The following is an 18,108-nucleotide window of genomic DNA, read 5'->3' as shown; positions in this document are numbered from 1 at the left end:
CCCGGCCATGACCGCTTCCGCCGCCGATCTCGATCCGCGCACCCGCCGCCTGCTCGAGGCGCCCATCGTTCCCACGCTGCTGAAGCTGGCCGCGCCCAACGTCCTCGTGATGGTGGCGCAGGCCTCGGTCGGCCTGATCGAGACCTACTTCGTCGGCAAGCTCGGCACCGACGCGCTGGCCGGCATGGCGCTGGTGTTCCCGATCGTGATGCTGATGCAGATGACCTCGAGCGGCGCCATGGGCGGCGGCATCTCCTCGGCCATCGCGCGCGCGCTCGGCGCGCGCCGCCGCGCCGATGCCGACTCGCTGGTGTGGCATGCGATCGTCATCGCGCTGGGCTTCGGCGTGCTGTTCTCGCTCGCGCTGCTGTTCGGCGGCCGCTGGCTCTACGGGATCATGGGCGGCAGCGGCCCGGCGCTCGAGGCGGCCCTGACCTATTCCAACTGGGTGTTCTCGGGCGCGGTGCTGGTGTGGCTGTTCAACTCGCTGTCGGCCATCCTGCGCGGCACCGGCAACATGGCGGTGCCGGCCAACGTCACGGTGGTGGGCGTGGTGTTCCTGATTCCCGCCTCGCCGCTGCTGATCTTCGGCTGGGGCCCGCTGCCGGGCATGGGCATCGCGGGTGGCGCGATGGCGCTGCTGCTGTATTACCTGCTGGGCTCGATCGCGCTGATCGTCTACCTGCGCTCGCCGCGCAGCCTGCTCAAGCCCGCGCTGGCGGCGCTCAAGCTGCGCTGGCCCTTCTTCCGCGACATCCTGCGCGTGGGCCTCGTGGGCACGGTGTCGACCGTGGCCACCAACCTCTCGATCGGCATCGCGACCGCGCTCACCGGCCACTTCGGCCCCGAGGCCCTGGCCGGCTACGGCACGGCCTCGCGGCTCGAGTACCTGCTGGTGCCGCTGGTGTTCGGCCTGGGCGCGCCGCTGGTCGCGATGGTCGGCACCTGCATGGGCGCGGGCCAGCGCGAGCGCGCGCTGCGTGCCACCTGGATCGGCGCCGCGCTGGCCTTCACGCTGGCCGAGACCATCGGCCTGCTGGCAGCGCTGTTCCCACGGCCGTGGCTGATGCTGTTCGGCCACGACACCGCGATGCTCGACACCGGCATCCACTACCTGCGCGTGGTGGGCCCGCTCTACGGTTTCTTCGGCGTCGGTTTGGTGCTGTACTTCGCCTCGCAGGGCGCGGGCCGCTTGCTGTGGCCGGTGATCGGCAACCTCGCGCGGCTGGCCGTGGCGGGCATCGGCGGCTGGCTGGCGCTGCGCTGGGGCGCGGGGCTCACGGGCGTGTTCGCGGCCCAGGGCATCGCGCTCGTGGTCTACGGCCTGGTCATCGGCTCGGCGATCGCGGGCGGCGCCTGGTTCGGCCGCGTCGGCTGGCCGCGCACCACCAGCGGGCTGCTGCGGCGCATGGCGCAGGCCTGAAGCGTTTTTCTCGTCCAACTTCGAAAGGGCTCCCATGAACATCAAGGATTCGGTCGTCTTCATCACCGGCGCCAACCGCGGCCTGGGGCTCGCCTTCGCCAAGGCCGCGCTCGCGGCCGGCGCGCGCAAGGTCTACGGCGCCGCGCGCGACCCCCAGACCATCACCCTGGCCGGCGTGGTGCCGGTGGCGCTCGACGTGACCCAGCCGGCGCAGATCGAGGCCGCGGTGCGCGCCTGCGGCGACGTCTCGGTGCTGGTCAACAACGCCGGCATCTCGCGCGGCTCGAACCTGCTCGGGCCCGACTCGGTGGCGGCCGCGCGCGCCGAGCTCGAGACCAACTTCTTCGGCCCCTGGGCACTGTCGCGCGCCTTCGCGCCGGTGCTGGCGGCCAATGGCGGCGGTGCCATCGTCAACGTGCTGTCGGCGCTGGCCTGGACCACCTTCCCGAGCGTGGCGACCTACAGCGCCACCAAGTCGGCCGCCTGGTCGCTGAGCAACGGCCTGCGCAACGAACTCGCGGGCCAGGGCACGCAGGTGGTCAGCGTGCACGTGGGCTACATGGACACCGACATGGCGGCGCACGTCGATGCGCCGAAGACCTCGCCCGACGAGGTGGCGCGGCTGGCCTACGAGGGCGTGGAGCAGGGCCTGCCCGAGGTGCTGGCCGATGCGATCTCGCGCGGGCTCAAGCAGGGCTTCGCCAGCGACACGCCGCCCTACGCACAGGTGCCCGCGGCCTGAACGCGGCGGCCATGAAAAAGCCGGGCACGAGGCCCGGCTTTTTCATTTCTGGAGACGACCGCGTCAGTAGCGGTACGGATTGTTCGGCCGGCGGTCGTAGCGGTTCGGCACGCCGTCGCGGTCGTTGTCGTGGCGCCCGTAGCGGCGGCCTTCGTAGCGGTCATGGCGGTAGTAGCGGTCGCCGCGGTGGTAGCCCGGGTGGTAGTGGGGCGGCGGCGGGGGCGCGTAGTAGCGGCGGTCGTAGTGGCGATGCGGCGGCGCCGGGGTCACGTAGACCTGGGCCTGGATGAAGGGGCCGCTCTGCGCCTGGGCCGGAGCGCTGATCGCCGCCAGCGAGAGAAGGGCCGCGGCGCCGAATGCGTAGGTGAGCTTTTTCATGGCAACTCCAGGGGAGTGGTTGTTGATGGGTGTCATCCTCCCGCGTTCATGTCAACGCTGTGTAAGGCGCGGGCGAAATCCGATGAAGCGCTGTAACGCCGGGGCGTAGGACTTCGCTCACGGCGACCGGGCGGATTCTGCCCGCGCGAATGCCGCGTCCGGCGCAAGACGTAACGCGCCGCGGCCAGCGCCGCAAGGCAATTGAAAGCACGGGAAACGCCTCGACACAAAGAGGCGGCCGCTGTCGCCGCACGGCGACAGGAACGCGGGCGCGAAAAGGCTCAGCCGCGCGGCGCGGGCAGCATGCGCCGCAGCGCCTCGAAGAACAGGTCGGACTGCTCGCGCTCGCCCTGGATCTGCGCCGCCACGCGCGCGGCCAGTTCTCGGTTCACGGGTGCCAGCGGGCGGCCCGTCGACTGCGCGATCACCTGGTGCAGGCAGGCGCGCTCGAGGTAGTAGAGATCGTCGTAGGCATGGGCGATGGTCGCGCCCGCCACGATCACGCCGTGGTTCGCGAGGAAGGCCACGTCCTTGCCGGCCATCGCGCGCGCGATGCGCTCGCCCTCGGCATCGTCGAGCGCCAGGCCGTTGTATTCGCGGTCGACGGCGATGCGGTCGATGTAGCGCATCGCGTTCTGGCTCGCGGTCGGATCGAGCGCGCGGTCGACCGTGATGGTGAGCGCGGTGGCATAGGGCATGTGGCAGTGCAGCACCACCGCATGGCCCGCGATGCGATGCACCGCGCCGTGGATGAAGAGAGCGGTGGGCTCCACGCGATGGCGGCCCGCGAGCACCTCGCCGTGCACGTCGATCAGCACGATGTCGTCGGCGCCGATCTCGCTCCAGTGCAGGCCGCGCGGGTTGATCAGGTAGCGGTCCTGCCGGCCCGGCAGCATCACGCTGAAGTGGTTGCACACGCCTTCCGACAGCCCGTGGTGGGCGGCGGCGCGCAGCGCGAGCGCGAGGTCTTCGCGCAGTTGGCGCACTTCGGGGCTGGCGTAGTCGGCATCGGCGGACATCGTGATCCTCTGGTGTTCTGCGTGGGGAAATCGAATCAGGCGCGCGTCGTGCCTGTGTAGGCGGCGACGAAGCGCTGCGCATCGTCGCGCACGGCCTGCGCGCTCTTGCCGGGCTTGAACAGCGCCGAGCCGATGCCGAAGCCGGCCGCACCGGCCTCGCGCCACTCGGTCATGTTCGAGGGCGTGATGCCGCCCACGGGCATCAGCGGCGTGCCGCGCGGCAGCACGGCCAGCAGCGCCTTCACCACCGCGGGCGAGGCCAGCTCGGCCGGGAACAGCTTGAGCCCGGTGGCGCCCGCGGCGAGCGCGCCGAAGGCCTCGGTCGGGGTCATCACGCCGGGCAGGCAGACCAGGCCCAGGCGGGCGGCCTCGCGCACCACGGCGGCATCGAAGTTCGGCGACACGATCAACTCGCCGCCGGCCGCCTGCACCTCGCGCACCTGCTGCGCATCGAGCACCGTGCCGGCACCGACCAGCGCCTGCGGAAAGCGCGCACGCAGCCGCGCGATGCTGTCGAGCGGCTGCGGCGAATTGAGCGGCACCTCGAGCAGCTGGAAGCCCGGCTCGACGATGGCGTCGCCGACGGCATCGGCTTCATGCGGCTCGAGCCCGCGCAGGATGGCCACCAGCGGCAAGGTGCGCAGGGCAGCGTCGAATTTGTCGAAGGGCGTGGTCATGATGGGGTGGCGGAGGAATCGAGGAAGCCGGACAGCGCATGCAGCCCGGCCCAGGTGGCTTCGGCGCCCAGCGAGCGCGTGGCCGTGCCGCTGGCGCGCAGCGCGAGCGCATAGCGCTGGGTGAGGGCGGGCGAGCCGATCAGCACCACCTCGCCCGCGGCCTGCAGCGACTGGGTGCGCAGCTCCTCGCCGATCAGCAGGCCCGAGAGATAGCTCGCGAGCTCGGCGCGCGGCATGCGATCGAACAGCGCCAGCGTGCGCGCGCCGAAGGCGTTGTGCAGCAGGCCCTGGCCGTTGTCGGCGCGGGTCACGCCCTCGACGAAGGCGGCCTCGTCGAGCGGCGCCGACGCATCGAGCGTGCGCGCGAGGATCGAGTGCTGGCTCAGCAGCGCATAGAACTCGCCGGTCATGAAGGTGCGGAAACCGGTCACGCGGCCCTTCTTCACCATGGCCCACTTGTTGTGCGTGCCCGGCAGCACGAACAGGCCCTCGTCGCGGCCCAGCAGCGACAGCGCGCCGAAGATCTGCACCTCCTCGCCGCGCATCACGTCGGGCACGCCGTCGTGCTCGTCGCGCAGGCCCGGCACCATCGCGATGCGCTGGCCGGGAATGGCGTCGATGGCGATGATGCTGCGGCCGACCTCGACGCGGCCCGCGGGGCAGGCGCAGTAGGGTGCCTCGACCCAGCCCTGCTTGCTGCCGGCCATGCCCGAGATCAGGCAGCGCGCGCCGCTCTCGCGCATCCAGTCGCCGAACAGCTGCTCGAACACCGCGGGGAAGCCGCCCGCCGGCACCGCGAGGATGCCGCGCGCGTCGCTGCGCTCCTCGCGCACCGTGCCGTCGGCCGCGATCAGCGCGCCGCGCAGCGAGCTCGTGCCCCAGTCGACCGCGACCAATGGACCCGTCATCGCCGCCATCAGTGGTTGTCGCGTGGCACGAAGGCACCGCGGCGGCCGCGCAGGAACGAGAGGTCGGCGCCTTCGTCGGCCTGCAGCACGGTGTCGACGTAGAGCTTCCAGTAGCCCGAATCGAGCGGTGCCTTCGGCGCGACCCAGGCGGCGCGCCGGCGCGCCAGTTCCTCGTCGCTCACGTGCAGGTGCAGCTTGCGGTTCGGCACGTCGAGCTCGACGATGTCGCCGTCCTGCACCAGCGCCAGCGGGCCGCCGGCCGCGGCCTCGGGCGCGGTGTGCAGCACCACGGTGCCGTAGGCGGTGCCGCTCATGCGCGCGTCGCTGATGCGGACCATGTCGGTGATGCCCTTGCGCAGCACCTTGGGCGGCAGCGGCATGTTGCCGGCCTCGGCCATGCCGGGGTAGCCCTTGGGGCCGCAGTTCTTGAGCACCATCACGCAGTGCTCGTCGATGTCGAGGTTCTCGTCGTCGATGCGGCGGTGCAGGTCGTCGGCGCTCTCGAACACCACCGCGCGGCCCTTGTGCACCAGCAGTTCGGGCGTGGCCGCGCTGGGCTTGATGATCGCGCCGTTGGGCGCGAGGTTGCCGCGCAGCACGCAGATGCCGGCCTTGTCCTTGAAGGGCTCGGCCTGGGTGCGGATCACCTGCGGGTTGTAGTTTTCGGCGTCCTTCACGTTCTCCCACACGCTGCGGCCGGTGACGGTGAGGATGTCCTTGTGCAGGTGGTCGGCGATCTCCTTGATCACCACCGGCAGGCCGCCGGCATAGCAGAAGTCCTCCATCAGGAACTGGCCCGAGGGCTGCAGGTTCAGGATGCAGGGCAGCTCGGAGGCCAGGCGGTCGAAGTCGTCGAGCGTGAGCTCGACGCCGATGCGCCCGGCGATCGCCAGCAGGTGGATCACGAAGTTGGTCGAGCCGCCGATCGCCGCGTTGACCTTGATCGCGTTCTCGATTGCCTGGCGCGTGAGGATCTTCGACATGTTCAGGTCCTCGTGGACCATGCCGACGATGCGCCGGCCCGCCTCGCGCGCGAGCACGTTGCGGCGACCGTCGACGGCCGGGTAGGCCGCGTTGCCCGGCAGGCCGATGCCCAGCGACTCGACCATGCTGGCCATGGTGCTCGCGGTGCCCATCGTCATGCAGTGGCCGTGGCTGCGGTGCATGCAGCTCTCGGCCTCGAAGAAGTCCTGCAGCTTGAGCGTGCCGGCGCGCACCTGCTCGCTCATCTGCCACACGCCGGTGCCCGAGCCGAGTTCCTGGCCGCGCCACTTGCCCGAGAGCATCGGGCCGCCCGACACGCCGATGGTCGGCAGGTCGACGCTGGCCGCGCCCATCATCAGCGCGGGCGTGGTCTTGTCGCAGCCCATGAGCAGCACCACGCCGTCGAGCGGATTGCCGCGGATGCTTTCCTCCACGTCCATGCTCGCGAGGTTGCGATAGAGCATGGCGGTGGGGCGCAGCAAGGTCTCGCCGAGCGACATCACCGGGAACTCGAGCGGGAAGCCGCCGGCCTCGTAGACGCCGATCTTCACCTGCTCCGCGAGCGTGCGGAAGTGCGAGTTGCAGGGCGTGAGTTCGCTGAAGGTGTTGCAGATGCCGATGACCGGGCGGCCGTCGAACTGGTCGTGCGGCACGCCCTTGCCCTTCATCCAGCTTCGGTAGATGAAGCCGTCGCGGTCGTGTCGTCCGAACCACTGCTGGCTGCGCAGCTCTTCGGGATTCTTCTTCTTGGGAGGGGTGCTCATCGAGGGTGTCTCCGGTTGCGGGAAGGCGCCGCGGGGTCAGGGTTTGTCCTGCCGAACCGCATTTTCAATCATCATATGATAAGCGCGCTGTCCTGGCGGGGCGCTCAGGGTTTCCGAGCGAGCGGGGCGCGCCGGGCGGCCTTGGCCGCGTCGCACAACCAACGGCTTCGCATGATCAAGAACGTCCACGGCAACACGGTCGATCGGCTCGGCAGCGACATCGTCGCGGGCCGCTACGCGCCCGGCGCCGCGATCCCGCCCGAGCCGATCCTGTGCGAGGAACTCGGCGTGAGCCGCACCGTGGTGCGCGAATCCATCAAGTCGCTGATCGCCAAGGGCCTGGTCACCACCGGCCCCAAGGTCGGCACGCGCGTGCAGCCGCCCGACCAGTGGAACTGGTTCGATGCCGACGTCATCGTGTGGCAGACGCAGGCCGGCCTGTCGATCGAATTCCTGCGCGACCTGCAGGACCTGCGCCGCGTGGTCGAGCCGGCCGCGGTGGCGCTGGCCGCCTCGCGCGCCACGCCCGAGGACATCGCCGACATGGAGGAGGCCTACGCCGGCATGAAGCAGGCCATCGAGTTCGGCGGCGACTACATCACGCCCGACCTGCGCTTCCACCAGGGGCTGATCCGCTCCAGCCACAACCGCATGCTGGTGCAGATGAGCCGCGCGCTCGGCGCGCTGCTGCGCACCAGCTTCGAGATCTCGACCACGCGCAAGAACGGTCCCGCGAGCTCGCTGCCGCTGCACCGCGCGGTGCTCGACGCGGTGATCGCGCGCAACCCGGCACGCGCCGAGAAGGCGGTGCTGGTGCTGATCGACGGCGCGCGCCAGGACATCGAGACCGTGCTGGCCTCGCGCCGCAAGATCCCGCGCATCAGCCGGCCCGCGACCCAGCTCAAGGCCTTCGCGCTCTAGCAGGCGAAGGCGACGAGGCGGCAGGAGGCCGCGCGCGTAGCCGCGCAACGACGGAACAAGCGAACAACAACACAAGGGCAACAGGAGACATCGAATGAAGAGGTTGATCGACGGATTCTTCCGGGTGCTGGAATTCCTCGTGGTCGCATGCATGGTGGCGATGGTCGTCATGGTGTTCGGCAATGTGGTGCTGCGCTATGGCTTCAACTCGGGCATCACGGTGTCCGACGAGATGTCGCGCTACTGCTTCATCTGGCTTACCTACATCGGCGCCATGGTCGCGATGCGCGACGGCGCGCACCTCGGCGTCGACACGCTGATCCGCCGCCTGCCGCGGCTGGGCAAGACCATCTGCTTCGTGCTCAACCAGCTGCTCATGCTGTTCTGCAACGTGCTGTTCTTCATGGGCACCTTCGAGATGCACGAGCTGCAGCGCACCAACGTCTCGCCGGTGGTCGGCATCTCGATGATCTGGGTCTATGGCATCGGCTACGTGGTGTCGGTGGTGATGGGCATCATCAACCTCAACAAGCTGTGGCGCCTGGCCACCGGCCGCGTCTCCGACGAGGAACTGGTGCAGGTGATGGAATCGGAGGACGTGGCGCACGAGCCCGCCGCCGCCACCGCTTCGGGCACCGCGGGAGGTGCGCGATGACGGTCACGGTCTTCATCGTCTCGCTGCTCGCCGCCATGGCGATCGGCATGCCGATCGCCTATGCGCTGCTGGTGTGCGGCGTCTCGCTCATGGGCTGGCTGGCCTACACCGGCGGCCTGCCGGCCTTCGACAGCCAGATCATCGCGCAGCGCTTCGTCGACGGCGCCGACAACTTCCCGCTGCTGGCCGTGCCCTTCTTCCTGCTGGCCGGCGAGTTCATGACGGCGGGCGGACTGAGCCGGCGCATCGTCGACATGGCGATGGCCTGGGTCGGCCATTTCCGCGGCGGCCTGGGCTACGTGGCGGTGGTGGCCGCGATCATCATGGCTTCGATCTCGGGCTCGGCGGTGGCCGACACGGCGGCGCTCGCGGCGCTGCTGATCCCGATGATGAACCGCGCGGGCTACGACACCAACCGCTCGGCCGGCCTGATCGCCGCGGGCGGCATCATCGCGCCGGTGATCCCGCCGTCGATCGGCTTCATCGTGTTCGGCGTGGCGGGCAACGTCTCGATCACCAAGCTCTTTCTCGCCGGCATCGTGCCGGGCATCCTGATGGGCGTGGCGATCGGCATCGCCTGGTGGATCGTGGCGCGCCGCGACAAGGTGCAGGCCGCGCCGCGCGTGCCCTTCGGCGAACGGCTGGCGATCACCGCGCGCGGCAGCCTCGCGCTCGCGCTGCCGGTGGTGATCATCGGCGGCATGAAGTTCGGCATCTTCACGCCGACCGAGGCGGCCGTGGTGGCGGCGGTGTACTCGTTCGTGGTCGGCATGTTCGTCTACGGCGAGCTCAAGGTCTCGATGCTCTACCGCCTCACGCTGGCAGCCGGCAAGACCACCGCGGTCGTGATGTTCCTGGTGGCCGCGGCCATGGTCAGCGCCTGGCTCATCACGGTGGCCGACATCCCGGGCGAGGTCACGCGGATGCTCGAGCCCTTCATGGGCAACAAGACGCTGCTGATGCTGATGATGATGGTGCTCATCGTCATCGTGGGCACCGCGCTCGACTTCACGCCCACCGTGCTGATCCTCACGCCGGTGCTGATGCCGGTGGTGCTCAAGGCCGGCATCGACCCGGTGTACTTCGGCGTGCTGTTCATCATGAACAACGCCATCGGCCTGATCACGCCGCCCGTGGGCACCGTGCTCAACGTGGTGTGCGGCGTGGCGCGCATCACCATGGACGATGCTTTCAAGGGCGTGATGCCCTTCCTGATCGCGCAGCTCATCGTGCTGTTCGCGCTGGTGTTCTTCCCGCAGATCGTCACCGTGCCGCTGTCGTGGTGGCTGGCGCGCTGAGGGCGTTTCGCAGAGTTTCCCGTCCGTTCGTTCATCACCCAAGAAGTAGGAGACACAGACCATGATCCAGCGCAGAACCCTCATGGCGGCAGCGACCGCCGCGGCCCTGATGGCGGCCACGCCGGCCTTCGCCCAGTTCGCCGAACGCACCATCAAGTTCACCAATGGCGTGAACGAGGACCACCCGGTGGGCCTGGGCGTGAAGAAGATGCAGGAGGTGCTGGCGGCCAAGACCGGCGGCAAGATGAAGATCGTCGCCTTCTGGGGCGGCGCGGCCGGCGGCGACCTGCCGGCCACGCAGGCGCTGCGCGCGGGCACGCAGGAGATGGTGTGCACCTCGTCCTCGCCGCTGGTGGGCATCGTGAAGGAACTCGGCGTGTTCGACCTGCCGTTCCTGTTCAACAACGAGAAGGAAGCCGACGCGGTGCTCGACGGACCGGCCGGCGAGTACTTCAACAAGAAGCTCGAGGCCGCGGGGCTGGTGAACCTGGCCTACTGGGAGAACGGCTTCCGCAACCTCACCAACAGCAAGCGGCCGGTGGCCAAGGTCGAGGACCTCGAGGGCATCAAGGTGCGCGTGATGCAGAACAACATCTTCCTCGACTCGTTCAAGACGCTGGGCACCAACGCCGTGCCGATGGCCTTCGGCGAGATCTTCACCGCGCTCGAGACGCGCACCATCGACGGCCAGGAGAATCCCTTCGTGACCATCGAGACCTCGAAGTTCAGCGAGGTGCAGAAGTACCTGAGCGTGACGCGCCATGCCTACACGCCGTTCCTCGTGCTCTACAGCAAGAAGCTCTGGGAGCAGCTCAAGCCCGAGGAGCAGGCGGTGCTGCGCGAGGCCGCGGTCGAGGGCCAGAAGGTGGAGCGCGCCGCCAACCGCGCGCTCAACGAGAAGTCGCTCGCGAGCCTCAAGAAGACGATGACGGTCAACGAGGTCTCGCCGGCCGAGCAGAAGCGCATGCTCGACAAGGTGAAGCCGGTGTACGACAAGAACGTGCCGGCCATCGGCCCCGAGGCCGTCAACGTGGTGATGGACGCGCTGAAGAAGGCGCGCGGGGGCTGAGCTGAAACACGGGCAGCCGGACGCAGAGGACGCGAAGATTTCGCAAAGGGCGCGAAAGAGAAACTCAAAATTTTTCTTGTCTCCCTTTTGCGACCTTCGCGAATCCTTCGCGTCCTCTGCGTTCGGAAGTTCGTTCCCGCTTTCGAACCCATTCGCCATTTCGTGCCCTCTGGGGGCCATGGATGACTGACATGAAGATCACGCAGCTCGAAACCATCCGCCTCGGCGAATTCCCCAACATCCTCTGGGTGCGCCTGCACACCGACGAAGGCCTGGTCGGCCTCGGCGAGACCTTCATGGGCGCCGAGGCGGTCGAGGCCTACCTGCACGAGTGGGCGCCCACAAGCTGCTGGGCACCGACCCGCTGGCGATCGAGGCGCGCAACCGCGACCTCACGGGCTACCTGGGCTGGCGCGGGTCGGGCGTGGAGACGCGCGGCAACTCGGCCGTGGACATCGCGCTGTGGGACCTGTTCGGCAAGGCCGCGAACATGCCGGTGCACACCGCGCTCGGCGGCAAGAGCCGCGACGCGATCCGCATCTACAACACCTGCGCGGGCTACCAGTACATCCGCAGCGCCGCCAACCAGACCAGTTCCAACTGGGGCATCGGCAACGCGGCCGGCCCCTACGAGGACCTGCAGGGCTTCCTGCACCATGCCGACGAGCTGGCCGAGTCGCTGCTGTCGGAGGGCATCACGGCGATGAAGATCTGGCCCTTCGATCCGGCGGCCGAGCGCAGCCATGGCCAGTACATCAGCAACGCCGACCTCGATGCGGCGCTCGAGCCCTTCCGCAAGATCCGCGGCGCGGTCGGCAAGCGCATGGACATCATGGTCGAGTTCCACAGCCTCTGGCGGCTGCCGATGGCGCAGAAGATCGCGCGTGCGCTGCAGGAGTTCGACACCTTCTGGCACGAGGATGCGATCCGCATGGACAGCCTCGACCTGTTGAAGCAGTACGCGGTCGACTGCAAGGCGCTGGTCTGCGCCAGCGAGACGCTGAGCTACAAGTGGGGCTTCAAGGACTACCTGCAGACCGGCGTGGCCGGCGTCGCGATGCTCGACCTGAGCTGGTGCGGCGGTCTCACCGAGGCGCGCAAGATCGCGGCCATGGCCGATGCCTGGCAGCTGCCGGTGGCGCCGCACGACTGCACCGGTCCGGTGGTGTGGGCCGCGTCGACCCACCTGAGCCTGCATGCGCCCAACGCGCTGATCCAGGAGAGCGTGCGCGCCTTCTTCACGGGCTGGTACCAGGGCCTGGTGACCGAGCTGCCGAAGGTCGAGAACGGCATGATCAGCCTCAACGACAAGCCGGGGCTGGGGCTCGAGCTGCTGCCCGACCTGCACAAGCGCGCGGATGCGATGGTGCGGATCTCGAAGGCCTGAGCGGCCGCGTCTTCGTCTTCAGTCGGTGCGCAACCGCAGCAGCGCGCGCACGAAGCCGTGGTCCGAGCGCGAGCGGTCGCGCCCCTCGTGCAGGTGGTCGTTGAAGTAGTCCACGCGCCGCACGTCGCCCAGGCTGTGGCGGCTGCCCGCGATGAACTCCTCGCTCACCAGGATCTGGTCGAGCACCTCCGGGTAGCCCTGGTGCACGTGCGAATAGGCCACGTCCTTCTTGAGCGCGGCCTCGCCCTGCATCTCGTAGGCATTGAACAGCGCCACGTCGCGCGCCGCCTTGTCGTAGGCCACCTCGGAGGTGGCGGCCACGAGCTGGGTCGTCACGCTGTGCGGGTTGTCGTTGAAGTCGCCCATCACCACCAGCGGCACGTTGGTGCCCTGCAGCAGGTCGATCACGATGCAGCGCAGGGCCGCGGCCTCGGCGCCGCGCATCAGCAGCGAGCGCAGCGAGGCCATCGCGCCCACCTTGCGGTCGTCGCGGTCCTCGAGGTGGTTGCCCTGCGCGTCCTGCAGGAACTTGGGCCGCTTCGACTTCAGGTGCACCGTCAGCACATGCACGGCCTGGCCGTGCTTCATGCGCAGCGTGGCCAGCAGCGGCGGGCGTTCGAAGCGGGTGTGCGGCCCGAGGCCCGGCACTTCGACGCCGAAGCCCGGCGGGAAGTCGACGAAGGACTGGATGCGGTCGACCTTGAGCCGGGTGGCGATGCCCACGCGCGGCGTGCCCTGCGCGCCGGGGCGCGGCGGCTGGTCGGGTTGCGCGGGCGTGTTCTCGGCGCCGGGCACGGCCACGAAGTCGTAGCGCAGGCCGCTGCGGTGGATGGCGGCCTTCAGCGCCGCCTCGTCCCAGACCTCCTGCACCGCGAGCACGTCGGCATTGAGTGCATGGAAGCGCTCGCCGAGCCAGTCGATCTTGCGCTCGTACTCGCGCTCGTTGTAGGCGTCCTGGTTCTCGTAGTACACGCGGTGCGGGTTCGCGAGATTGAGCAGGTTGCAGGTGGCCACGAAGAGGGTGGCGAAGTTCGGCGGGATGTACTGCATGGCAACGATTGTGTCCGGAAGGTGTTCCGGCGCCCTGCAGACATGAAAAAGGGCGCCGAAGCGCCCTGTGTTCTGTCTGCGTCGTGCCTCAGCGGCCGAACGAACGGCCACCGCCGCCGCCCGAGCGGCCACCGCCGCCGCCGTAGCCGCCGCCACCCGAACGGCCACCGCCGCCCGAACGGTTGCCGCCGCCGTAGCCACCGCCACCCGAGCGGCCGCCGCGTCCGCGGCCGCCACCCATGTGGTCGACGCTGGTGCGCAACGGATCGGGCTGGCCGGCCGCGCCGGTGATCGCCTCGGCGCGCAGGTGCGCGACCTGGTTGGCCTGGGTCGGGCTGTGGCTGTTGCCGTGATGGCGCGGCTGGCGCTCGTCGTGCGGCTGATGGTTCTGCTGCGGGTGCGCCGCCGCATGGTGATGCGGACGCGGCTGGCCCTGCGGTGCGCGGCCTTGCGGCGCGCGATTGCCCGGTCCCTGGCCCTGGCCGCGCGGGGCCTGCTGGCCACCGCCGCCGTTGGCGCTGCGGCCCTGGCCGGCACCGTTGCCGCCACCGCCGCGGCGCTGGCCATTGCCACCACCGCCGCCGCCACCCTGGCTGGCCTTGTTGTCGCGGATGCGCTGCATCATCTCGCCGCGCGCCGCCTTGGCGGCCGCTTGCATGACTTCACGGCTCGGCGGACGGCCGGCGCCGCCCCAGATGGTCTGGCGGCCCATGGCGATCGGCTCGGCGCGTTCGCCTTCCTCGGGGCCGAAGCCCTCGATGACCTGCACGGGGATCGTCTGCTTGGTGAAGCGCTCGATCTCCTGCATGAAGCCTTCCTCGTCGAGGCAGACGAAGCTCACGGCCTCGCCGCTCGAACCCGCGCGGCCGGTGCGGCCGATGCGGTGCACGTAGTCTTCGCTGACGTTCGGGATCTCGTAGTTCACGACGTGCGGCAGCTCGTCGATGTCGATGCCGCGGGCCGCGATGTCGGTGGCCACCAGCGCGCGGATGTCGCCGCTCTTGAAGCCGGCCAGCGCCTGGGTGCGCGCGCTCTGGCTCTTGTTGCCGTGCAGCGCCATCGCCTCGATGCCGTTCTTGGTGAGGAATTCGGCCACGCTGTTGGCGCCGAACTTGGTGCGGGTGAACACCAGCACCTGGCTCCACTGGTGCTCGTTGATGATGTGCGCGAGCAGCGCCTTCTTCTTGCCGCGGCCCACGGGGTGGACCACCTGCGTGATGCGCTGCACCGTGGTGTTGCGCGGCGTGACCTGGATGCTCTGCGGGTTGCGCAGCAGGCCGTTGGCCAGTTCGCGGATCTCGTCGCTGAAGGTGGCCGAGAACAGCAGGCTCTGCTTCTGGGCCGGCAGCAGCGCCAGCACCTTCTTCACGTCGTGGATGAAGCCCATGTCGAGCATGCGGTCGGCTTCGTCGAGCACCAGGATCTGCACGGTCGACAGGTCGAGCATGCCCTGCTGCTGCAGGTCGAGCAGGCGGCCGGGGGTGGCCACCAGGATGTCGATGCCGCGCTTGAGACGGTCGATCTGCGGGTTCATGCCCACGCCGCCGAAGATCACGGTCGAGCCGAGCTGCAGGTACTTGCCGTAGTCGCGCACCGATTCCTCGACCTGCGCCGCGAGTTCGCGGGTGGGCGTGAGCACCAGGGCGCGGATGCCGATGCCGCCGAACTTGTTGGTGGCGCTGCGGCTCATGGTGAGCTTGTGCAGCATCGGCAGGGTGAAGGCGGCGGTCTTGCCGGTGCCGGTCTGGGCGCCGCCGAGGAGGTCGTGGCCCTCGAGGACGGCCGGAATGGCCTGGGCCTGGATCGGGGTGGGGGTCTCGTAGCCCTGCTCGTGCACGGCCTTCAAGATGGCCGGAGCCAACTTCAGTTCATCAAAAGTCATTGTGTGAAACAACAAGCGCCATACACGGCGCGGTGACATCGGCCCGCTCGGCGTCTTTCGTTCTTGTGACGCGAGCCAGTCAAGGCTGATGAAGGTCAGGAGTGGGAGCCCGAAAAACCGACTTGCGGAAGGGTTTTCTTCGTCCCCGGCAGAGAGCCGGTGTGCGGGCAACTGGACCCGGCACGGTGGCGATTGTCGCATGAGTCGATAATCACTGCTTTTCGCGCTCCGTTTCCGCGATTCCGCGCGCCGGGCCTGCCGCCGTCTTCCAGGGGCTTCCTCCAGGGGATTTCGGCTTTTTCCGGCTTTCGCCACCTCAGCAATCAGCAGTCCTACACAGAAGATGGCCCAGTACGTCTACACCATGAACAGAGTCTCCAAGACCGTGCCGCCCAAGCGGCAGATCTTGAAAGACATCTCGTTGTCCTTCTTTCCCGGCGCCAAGATCGGCGTGCTCGGCCTGAACGGTTCGGGCAAGTCCTCGCTGCTCAAGATCATGGCCGGCGTCGACAAGGAGATCGAGGGCGAAGCCATTCCGATGGCCGGCCTGTCGATCGGCTACCTCGAGCAGGAGCCCAAGCTCAATCCCGAGCACACGGTGCGCAACGCGATCGACGAGGCCATGGGCGAGGTCAATGCCGCCAAGGCGCGGCTCGAGGAGATCTATGCCGCCTACGCCGAGGAAGGCGCCGACTTCGACGCGCTGGCGGCCGAGCAGGGCGAGCTCGAGGCGGTGATTTCCGCCGCCGGCACCGATTCCGAGCACCAGATCGAGATCGCGGCCGACGCGCTGCGCCTGCCGCCGTGGGACGCCAAGATCGGCCTGCTGTCGGGCGGCGAGAAGCGCCGCGTGGCGCTGTGCAAGCTGCTGCTGTCCAAGCCCGACATGCTGCTGCTCGACGAACCCACCAACCACCTGGACGCCGAATCGGTGGAATGGCTCGAAGTGTTCCTGCAGCGCTTCACGGGCACCGTGGTGGCCATCACCCATGACCGCTACTTCCTCGACAACGCCGCCGAGTGGATCCTCGAACTGGACCGCGGCCGCGGCATTCCATGGAAGGGCAACTACAGCACCTGGCTCGAGCAGAAGGGCGAACGCCTGGCGCAGGAGCAGAAGAGCGAGGAAGCCCACGCCAAGGCCCTGAAGAAGGAACTGGAATGGTCGCGCCAGAACCCGAAGGCCCGCCAGGCCAAGAGCAAGTCGCGCCTGGCCCGCTTCGAGGAGCTGAGCGACGTCGAATACCAGAAGCGCAACGAAACGCAGGAAATCTTCATTCCGGTGGCCGAGCGCCTGGGCAGCCAGGTGATCGAGTTCAAGGACGTGAGCAAGAGCTTCGGCGACCGCCTGCTGATCGACAAGCTGAACTTCAACATCCCCGCGGGTGCCATCGTCGGCATCATCGGCCCGAACGGCGCCGGCAAGTCCACGCTGTTCAAGCTGATCGCCGGCAAGGAACAGCCCGACAGCGGCGAAGTGGTGGTCGGCCAGACCGTCAAGATGGCCTTCGTCGACCAGCACCGCGACGAACTGGCCAACAACAAGACCGTGTGGGAAGACATCTCGAACGGCCTGGACATCATCAACGTCGGCAAGTTCCAGATGGCCAGCCGCGCCTACGCGGGCCGCTTCAACTTCAACGGCCAGGACCAGCAGAAGAAGGTCGGCAACCTGTCGGGCGGCGAACGCGGCCGGCTGCACCTCGCCAAGACGCTGATCCAGGGCGGCAACGTGCTGCTGCTGGACGAACCCTCGAACGACCTGGACGTGGAAACGCTGCGCGCGCTCGAAGACGCGCTGCTCGAGTACGCGGGCACCGTGCTGGTGATCAGCCATGACCGCTGGTTCCTCGACCGCATCGCGACCCACATCCTGGCCGCCGAAGGCGACTCGCAATGGGTGTTCTTCGACGGCAACTACCAGGAGTACGAAGCCGACAAGAAGAAGCGCCTGGGCGAAGAGGGCGCCAAGCCCAAGCGCGTGCGCTTCAAGGCCCTCAAGTAAGGCCCGCGCCGGTTCTCAGGCCGGCTCGACCAGGGCGCGCGGTTCCGCAAGGGGCCGCGCGCTTTTTTCATCGTCGGCCGCGAACACCTCGCGAGCGGCGCTCAGGCCGTTGAGCGCGGCGGGGAAGCCCGCGTAGACCGCCATCTGCATGATCACCTCGATCACTTCCTCGCGCGTCACGCCGACGTTGAGCGCGCCCTGGATGTGCACCTTGAGCTGCGGCGCCGCATTGCCCATGGCGGTGAGCGCGGCCACCACCGCGATCTCGCGCGAGCGCAGGTCGAGGCCGGGGCGCGAATAGACGTCGCCGAACGGGAACTCGATCAGCAGGCGCGCGAAGTCGGGCGCGATGTCGGCCAGGCCTTCGACGACCTTGATGCCGCCTTCACCGTCGATCTGCTGCAGTTTCGCGAGGCCGCGCGCGTAGCGCTCGCCGGTCGCGTGGCTGATCGTCGTCGGATGGGGTTGGTGATGGTGCTGGTGCTGCTGCATGTTTCTTCCTCTTCGTTGAAGCCGGGGCGATGCCCGATGAAGAGGGACGCCGGGCCTCGATCCCGCGGTAGTGCTCGATCTTGTGCGCCAGCGCCTGCATCGATTGCTGCAGCGCCTCCACCTTCGAGCGAACCTCGGCGAGATGCGATTCGAGCATCGCGCGGCGTTCGCCGATGCTCGCGTCCCCCTGACTGCGAAGCCCGGCGAAGGCCTGCATGCCCTGGATGGGCATGCCGGTCTCGCGCAGGCGCAACAGGAAAGCGAGCCATTCCATGTCGGCGGCGGCATAGCGGCGCTGGCCGCCGGGCGCGCGCGACACGGCTGCTATCAGGCCGATGCGTTCGTAGTAGCGCAGCGTGTGGGCCGTGAGGCCGGTGCGCCGTGCCACTTCCGCGATGCTCAGGTTGCTTTCCATGGGGAGAATTCTCGAAGTTGGAGCGCGCTCCAAGTCAAG

16 protein-coding genes and 1 pseudogene are annotated in these 18,108 nt (G+C 68.7%); 8 read left to right on the top strand and 9 right to left on the bottom strand.

Going from position 1 to position 18,108, the window contains the following annotated elements; translation table 11 throughout:
- Positions 1-7: 7 nt before the first annotated feature.
- Entirely contained in the window at positions 8-1,423 is a 1,416-nt protein-coding gene (locus R0232_RS24625) for an MATE family efflux transporter (RefSeq protein WP_208513011.1), read from the top strand.
- 34 nt (positions 1,424-1,457) lie between these two features.
- On the top strand, positions 1,458-2,165 hold the full coding sequence (locus tag R0232_RS24620) for an SDR family oxidoreductase (RefSeq protein ID WP_431509728.1): 708 nt from the start codon (positions 1,458-1,460) through the stop codon (positions 2,163-2,165).
- Positions 2,166-2,228: 63 nt separating this feature from the next.
- Here the strand turns inward: R0232_RS24620 and R0232_RS24615 are convergent, their stop codons facing one another.
- The 5 genes from R0232_RS24615 to R0232_RS24595 form a co-directional block, all read right to left on the bottom strand.
- Complete coding sequence (locus tag R0232_RS24615; protein ID WP_203202122.1) at positions 2,229-2,543, bottom strand: hypothetical protein; 315 nt, start codon at positions 2,541-2,543, stop codon at positions 2,229-2,231.
- 281 nt (positions 2,544-2,824) lie between these two features.
- Positions 2,825-3,562 (bottom strand): aldolase, encoded by a 738-nt coding sequence (locus R0232_RS24610; protein WP_296797521.1) that lies wholly within the window; start codon positions 3,560-3,562, stop codon positions 2,825-2,827.
- 35 nt (positions 3,563-3,597) lie between these two features.
- The gene (locus R0232_RS24605; protein ID WP_431509727.1) at positions 3,598-4,239 is read right to left on the bottom strand and encodes a 2-dehydro-3-deoxy-6-phosphogalactonate aldolase; all 642 of its coding nucleotides are present in this window, start codon (positions 4,237-4,239) and stop codon (positions 3,598-3,600) included.
- The gene (locus R0232_RS24600; protein ID WP_431509726.1) at positions 4,236-5,147 is read right to left on the bottom strand and encodes a 2-dehydro-3-deoxygalactonokinase; all 912 of its coding nucleotides are present in this window, start codon (positions 5,145-5,147) and stop codon (positions 4,236-4,238) included. The genes R0232_RS24605 and R0232_RS24600 overlap by 4 nt, the downstream gene beginning before the upstream one ends.
- An 8-nt stretch (positions 5,148-5,155) precedes the next feature.
- The gene (locus R0232_RS24595) at positions 5,156-6,895 is read right to left on the bottom strand and encodes an IlvD/Edd family dehydratase (RefSeq protein WP_093340055.1); all 1,740 of its coding nucleotides are present in this window, start codon (positions 6,893-6,895) and stop codon (positions 5,156-5,158) included.
- 171 nt (positions 6,896-7,066) lie between these two features.
- Here R0232_RS24595 and R0232_RS24590 point away from each other — a divergent pair, with 171 nt between their 5' ends.
- The 5 genes and pseudogenes from R0232_RS24590 (at position 7,067) to R0232_RS24570 (ending at position 12,225) form a co-directional block, all read left to right on the top strand.
- A complete protein-coding gene (locus tag R0232_RS24590; RefSeq protein ID WP_203202117.1) occupies positions 7,067-7,816 on the top strand; it encodes a FadR/GntR family transcriptional regulator in 750 nt (249 codons plus the stop codon).
- A 94-nt stretch (positions 7,817-7,910) separates the two neighbouring features.
- Positions 7,911-8,471: a TRAP transporter small permease gene (locus tag R0232_RS24585; RefSeq protein ID WP_431509725.1), complete on the top strand. Its 561-nt coding sequence runs from the start codon at positions 7,911-7,913 to the stop codon at positions 8,469-8,471.
- On the top strand, positions 8,468-9,769 hold the full coding sequence (locus R0232_RS24580; protein ID WP_208513005.1) for a TRAP transporter large permease: 1,302 nt from the start codon (positions 8,468-8,470) through the stop codon (positions 9,767-9,769). Before R0232_RS24585 ends, R0232_RS24580 begins: the two co-directional genes overlap by 4 nt.
- Before the next feature lie 61 nt (positions 9,770-9,830).
- A complete protein-coding gene (locus R0232_RS24575; RefSeq protein ID WP_431509724.1) occupies positions 9,831-10,838 on the top strand; it encodes a TRAP transporter substrate-binding protein in 1,008 nt (335 codons plus the stop codon).
- Between the two features lie 191 nt (positions 10,839-11,029).
- Positions 11,030-12,225 (top strand): annotated as a pseudogene (locus tag R0232_RS24570) (mandelate racemase/muconate lactonizing enzyme family protein).
- A gap of 18 nt (positions 12,226-12,243) precedes the next feature.
- Here R0232_RS24570 and R0232_RS24565 read toward each other — a convergent pair.
- The gene (locus R0232_RS24565) at positions 12,244-13,275 is read right to left on the bottom strand and encodes an endonuclease/exonuclease/phosphatase family protein (RefSeq protein WP_431509723.1); all 1,032 of its coding nucleotides are present in this window, start codon (positions 13,273-13,275) and stop codon (positions 12,244-12,246) included.
- Positions 13,276-13,363: 88 nt separating this feature from the next.
- Positions 13,364-15,157, bottom strand: a complete 1,794-nt coding sequence (locus R0232_RS24560) for a DEAD/DEAH box helicase (RefSeq protein ID WP_431509722.1) — start codon at positions 15,155-15,157, stop codon at positions 13,364-13,366.
- A 343-nt stretch (positions 15,158-15,500) separates the two neighbouring features.
- Here R0232_RS24560 and ettA point away from each other — a divergent pair, with 343 nt between their 5' ends.
- A complete protein-coding gene (ettA, locus tag R0232_RS24555; protein ID WP_093340042.1) occupies positions 15,501-17,162 on the top strand; it encodes an energy-dependent translational throttle protein EttA in 1,662 nt (553 codons plus the stop codon).
- Between the two features lie 15 nt (positions 17,163-17,177).
- Here the strand turns inward: ettA and R0232_RS24550 are convergent, their stop codons facing one another.
- Both R0232_RS24550 and R0232_RS24545 read right to left on the bottom strand, forming a co-directional pair.
- Complete coding sequence (locus R0232_RS24550) at positions 17,178-17,654, bottom strand: carboxymuconolactone decarboxylase family protein (protein WP_431509721.1); 477 nt, start codon at positions 17,652-17,654, stop codon at positions 17,178-17,180.
- Entirely contained in the window at positions 17,548-18,069 is a 522-nt protein-coding gene (locus R0232_RS24545) for a MerR family transcriptional regulator (RefSeq protein WP_431509720.1), read from the bottom strand. The genes R0232_RS24550 and R0232_RS24545 overlap by 107 nt, the downstream gene beginning before the upstream one ends.
- Between the last annotated feature and the right edge of the window lie 39 nt (positions 18,070-18,108).

The organism is Variovorax sp. DAIF25 (assembly GCF_050711835.1).
Classification (GTDB): Bacteria; Pseudomonadota; Gammaproteobacteria; order Burkholderiales; family Burkholderiaceae_C; genus Variovorax.
The sequence above is the reverse complement of the archived record's forward strand: the minus strand, read 5'-3'. Positions and strand labels throughout refer to the sequence as shown.

Coding starts and splice junctions, on each gene's coding strand:
- R0232_RS24625 (WP_208513011.1), top strand. CDS start 8: ATGACCGCTTCCGCCGCCGATCTCGATCCGCGCACCCGCCGCCTGCTC.
- R0232_RS24620 (WP_431509728.1), top strand. CDS start 1,458: ATGAACATCAAGGATTCGGTCGTCTTCATCACCGGCGCCAACCGCGGC.
- R0232_RS24615 (WP_203202122.1), bottom strand. CDS start 2,543: ATGAAAAAGCTCACCTACGCATTCGGCGCCGCGGCCCTTCTCTCGCTG.
- R0232_RS24610 (WP_296797521.1), bottom strand. CDS start 3,562: ATGTCCGCCGATGCCGACTACGCCAGCCCCGAAGTGCGCCAACTGCGC.
- R0232_RS24605 (WP_431509727.1), bottom strand. CDS start 4,239: ATGACCACGCCCTTCGACAAATTCGACGCTGCCCTGCGCACCTTGCCG.
- R0232_RS24600 (WP_431509726.1), bottom strand. CDS start 5,147: ATGACGGGTCCATTGGTCGCGGTCGACTGGGGCACGAGCTCGCTGCGC.
- R0232_RS24595 (WP_093340055.1), bottom strand. CDS start 6,895: ATGAGCACCCCTCCCAAGAAGAAGAATCCCGAAGAGCTGCGCAGCCAG.
- R0232_RS24590 (WP_203202117.1), top strand. CDS start 7,067: ATGATCAAGAACGTCCACGGCAACACGGTCGATCGGCTCGGCAGCGAC.
- R0232_RS24585 (WP_431509725.1), top strand. CDS start 7,911: ATGAAGAGGTTGATCGACGGATTCTTCCGGGTGCTGGAATTCCTCGTG.
- R0232_RS24580 (WP_208513005.1), top strand. CDS start 8,468: ATGACGGTCACGGTCTTCATCGTCTCGCTGCTCGCCGCCATGGCGATC.
- R0232_RS24575 (WP_431509724.1), top strand. CDS start 9,831: ATGATCCAGCGCAGAACCCTCATGGCGGCAGCGACCGCCGCGGCCCTG.
- R0232_RS24565 (WP_431509723.1), bottom strand. CDS start 13,275: ATGCAGTACATCCCGCCGAACTTCGCCACCCTCTTCGTGGCCACCTGC.
- R0232_RS24560 (WP_431509722.1), bottom strand. CDS start 15,157: ATGACTTTTGATGAACTGAAGTTGGCTCCGGCCATCTTGAAGGCCGTG.
- ettA (WP_093340042.1), top strand. CDS start 15,501: ATGGCCCAGTACGTCTACACCATGAACAGAGTCTCCAAGACCGTGCCG.
- R0232_RS24550 (WP_431509721.1), bottom strand. CDS start 17,654: ATGCAGCAGCACCAGCACCATCACCAACCCCATCCGACGACGATCAGC.
- R0232_RS24545 (WP_431509720.1), bottom strand. CDS start 18,069: ATGGAAAGCAACCTGAGCATCGCGGAAGTGGCACGGCGCACCGGCCTC.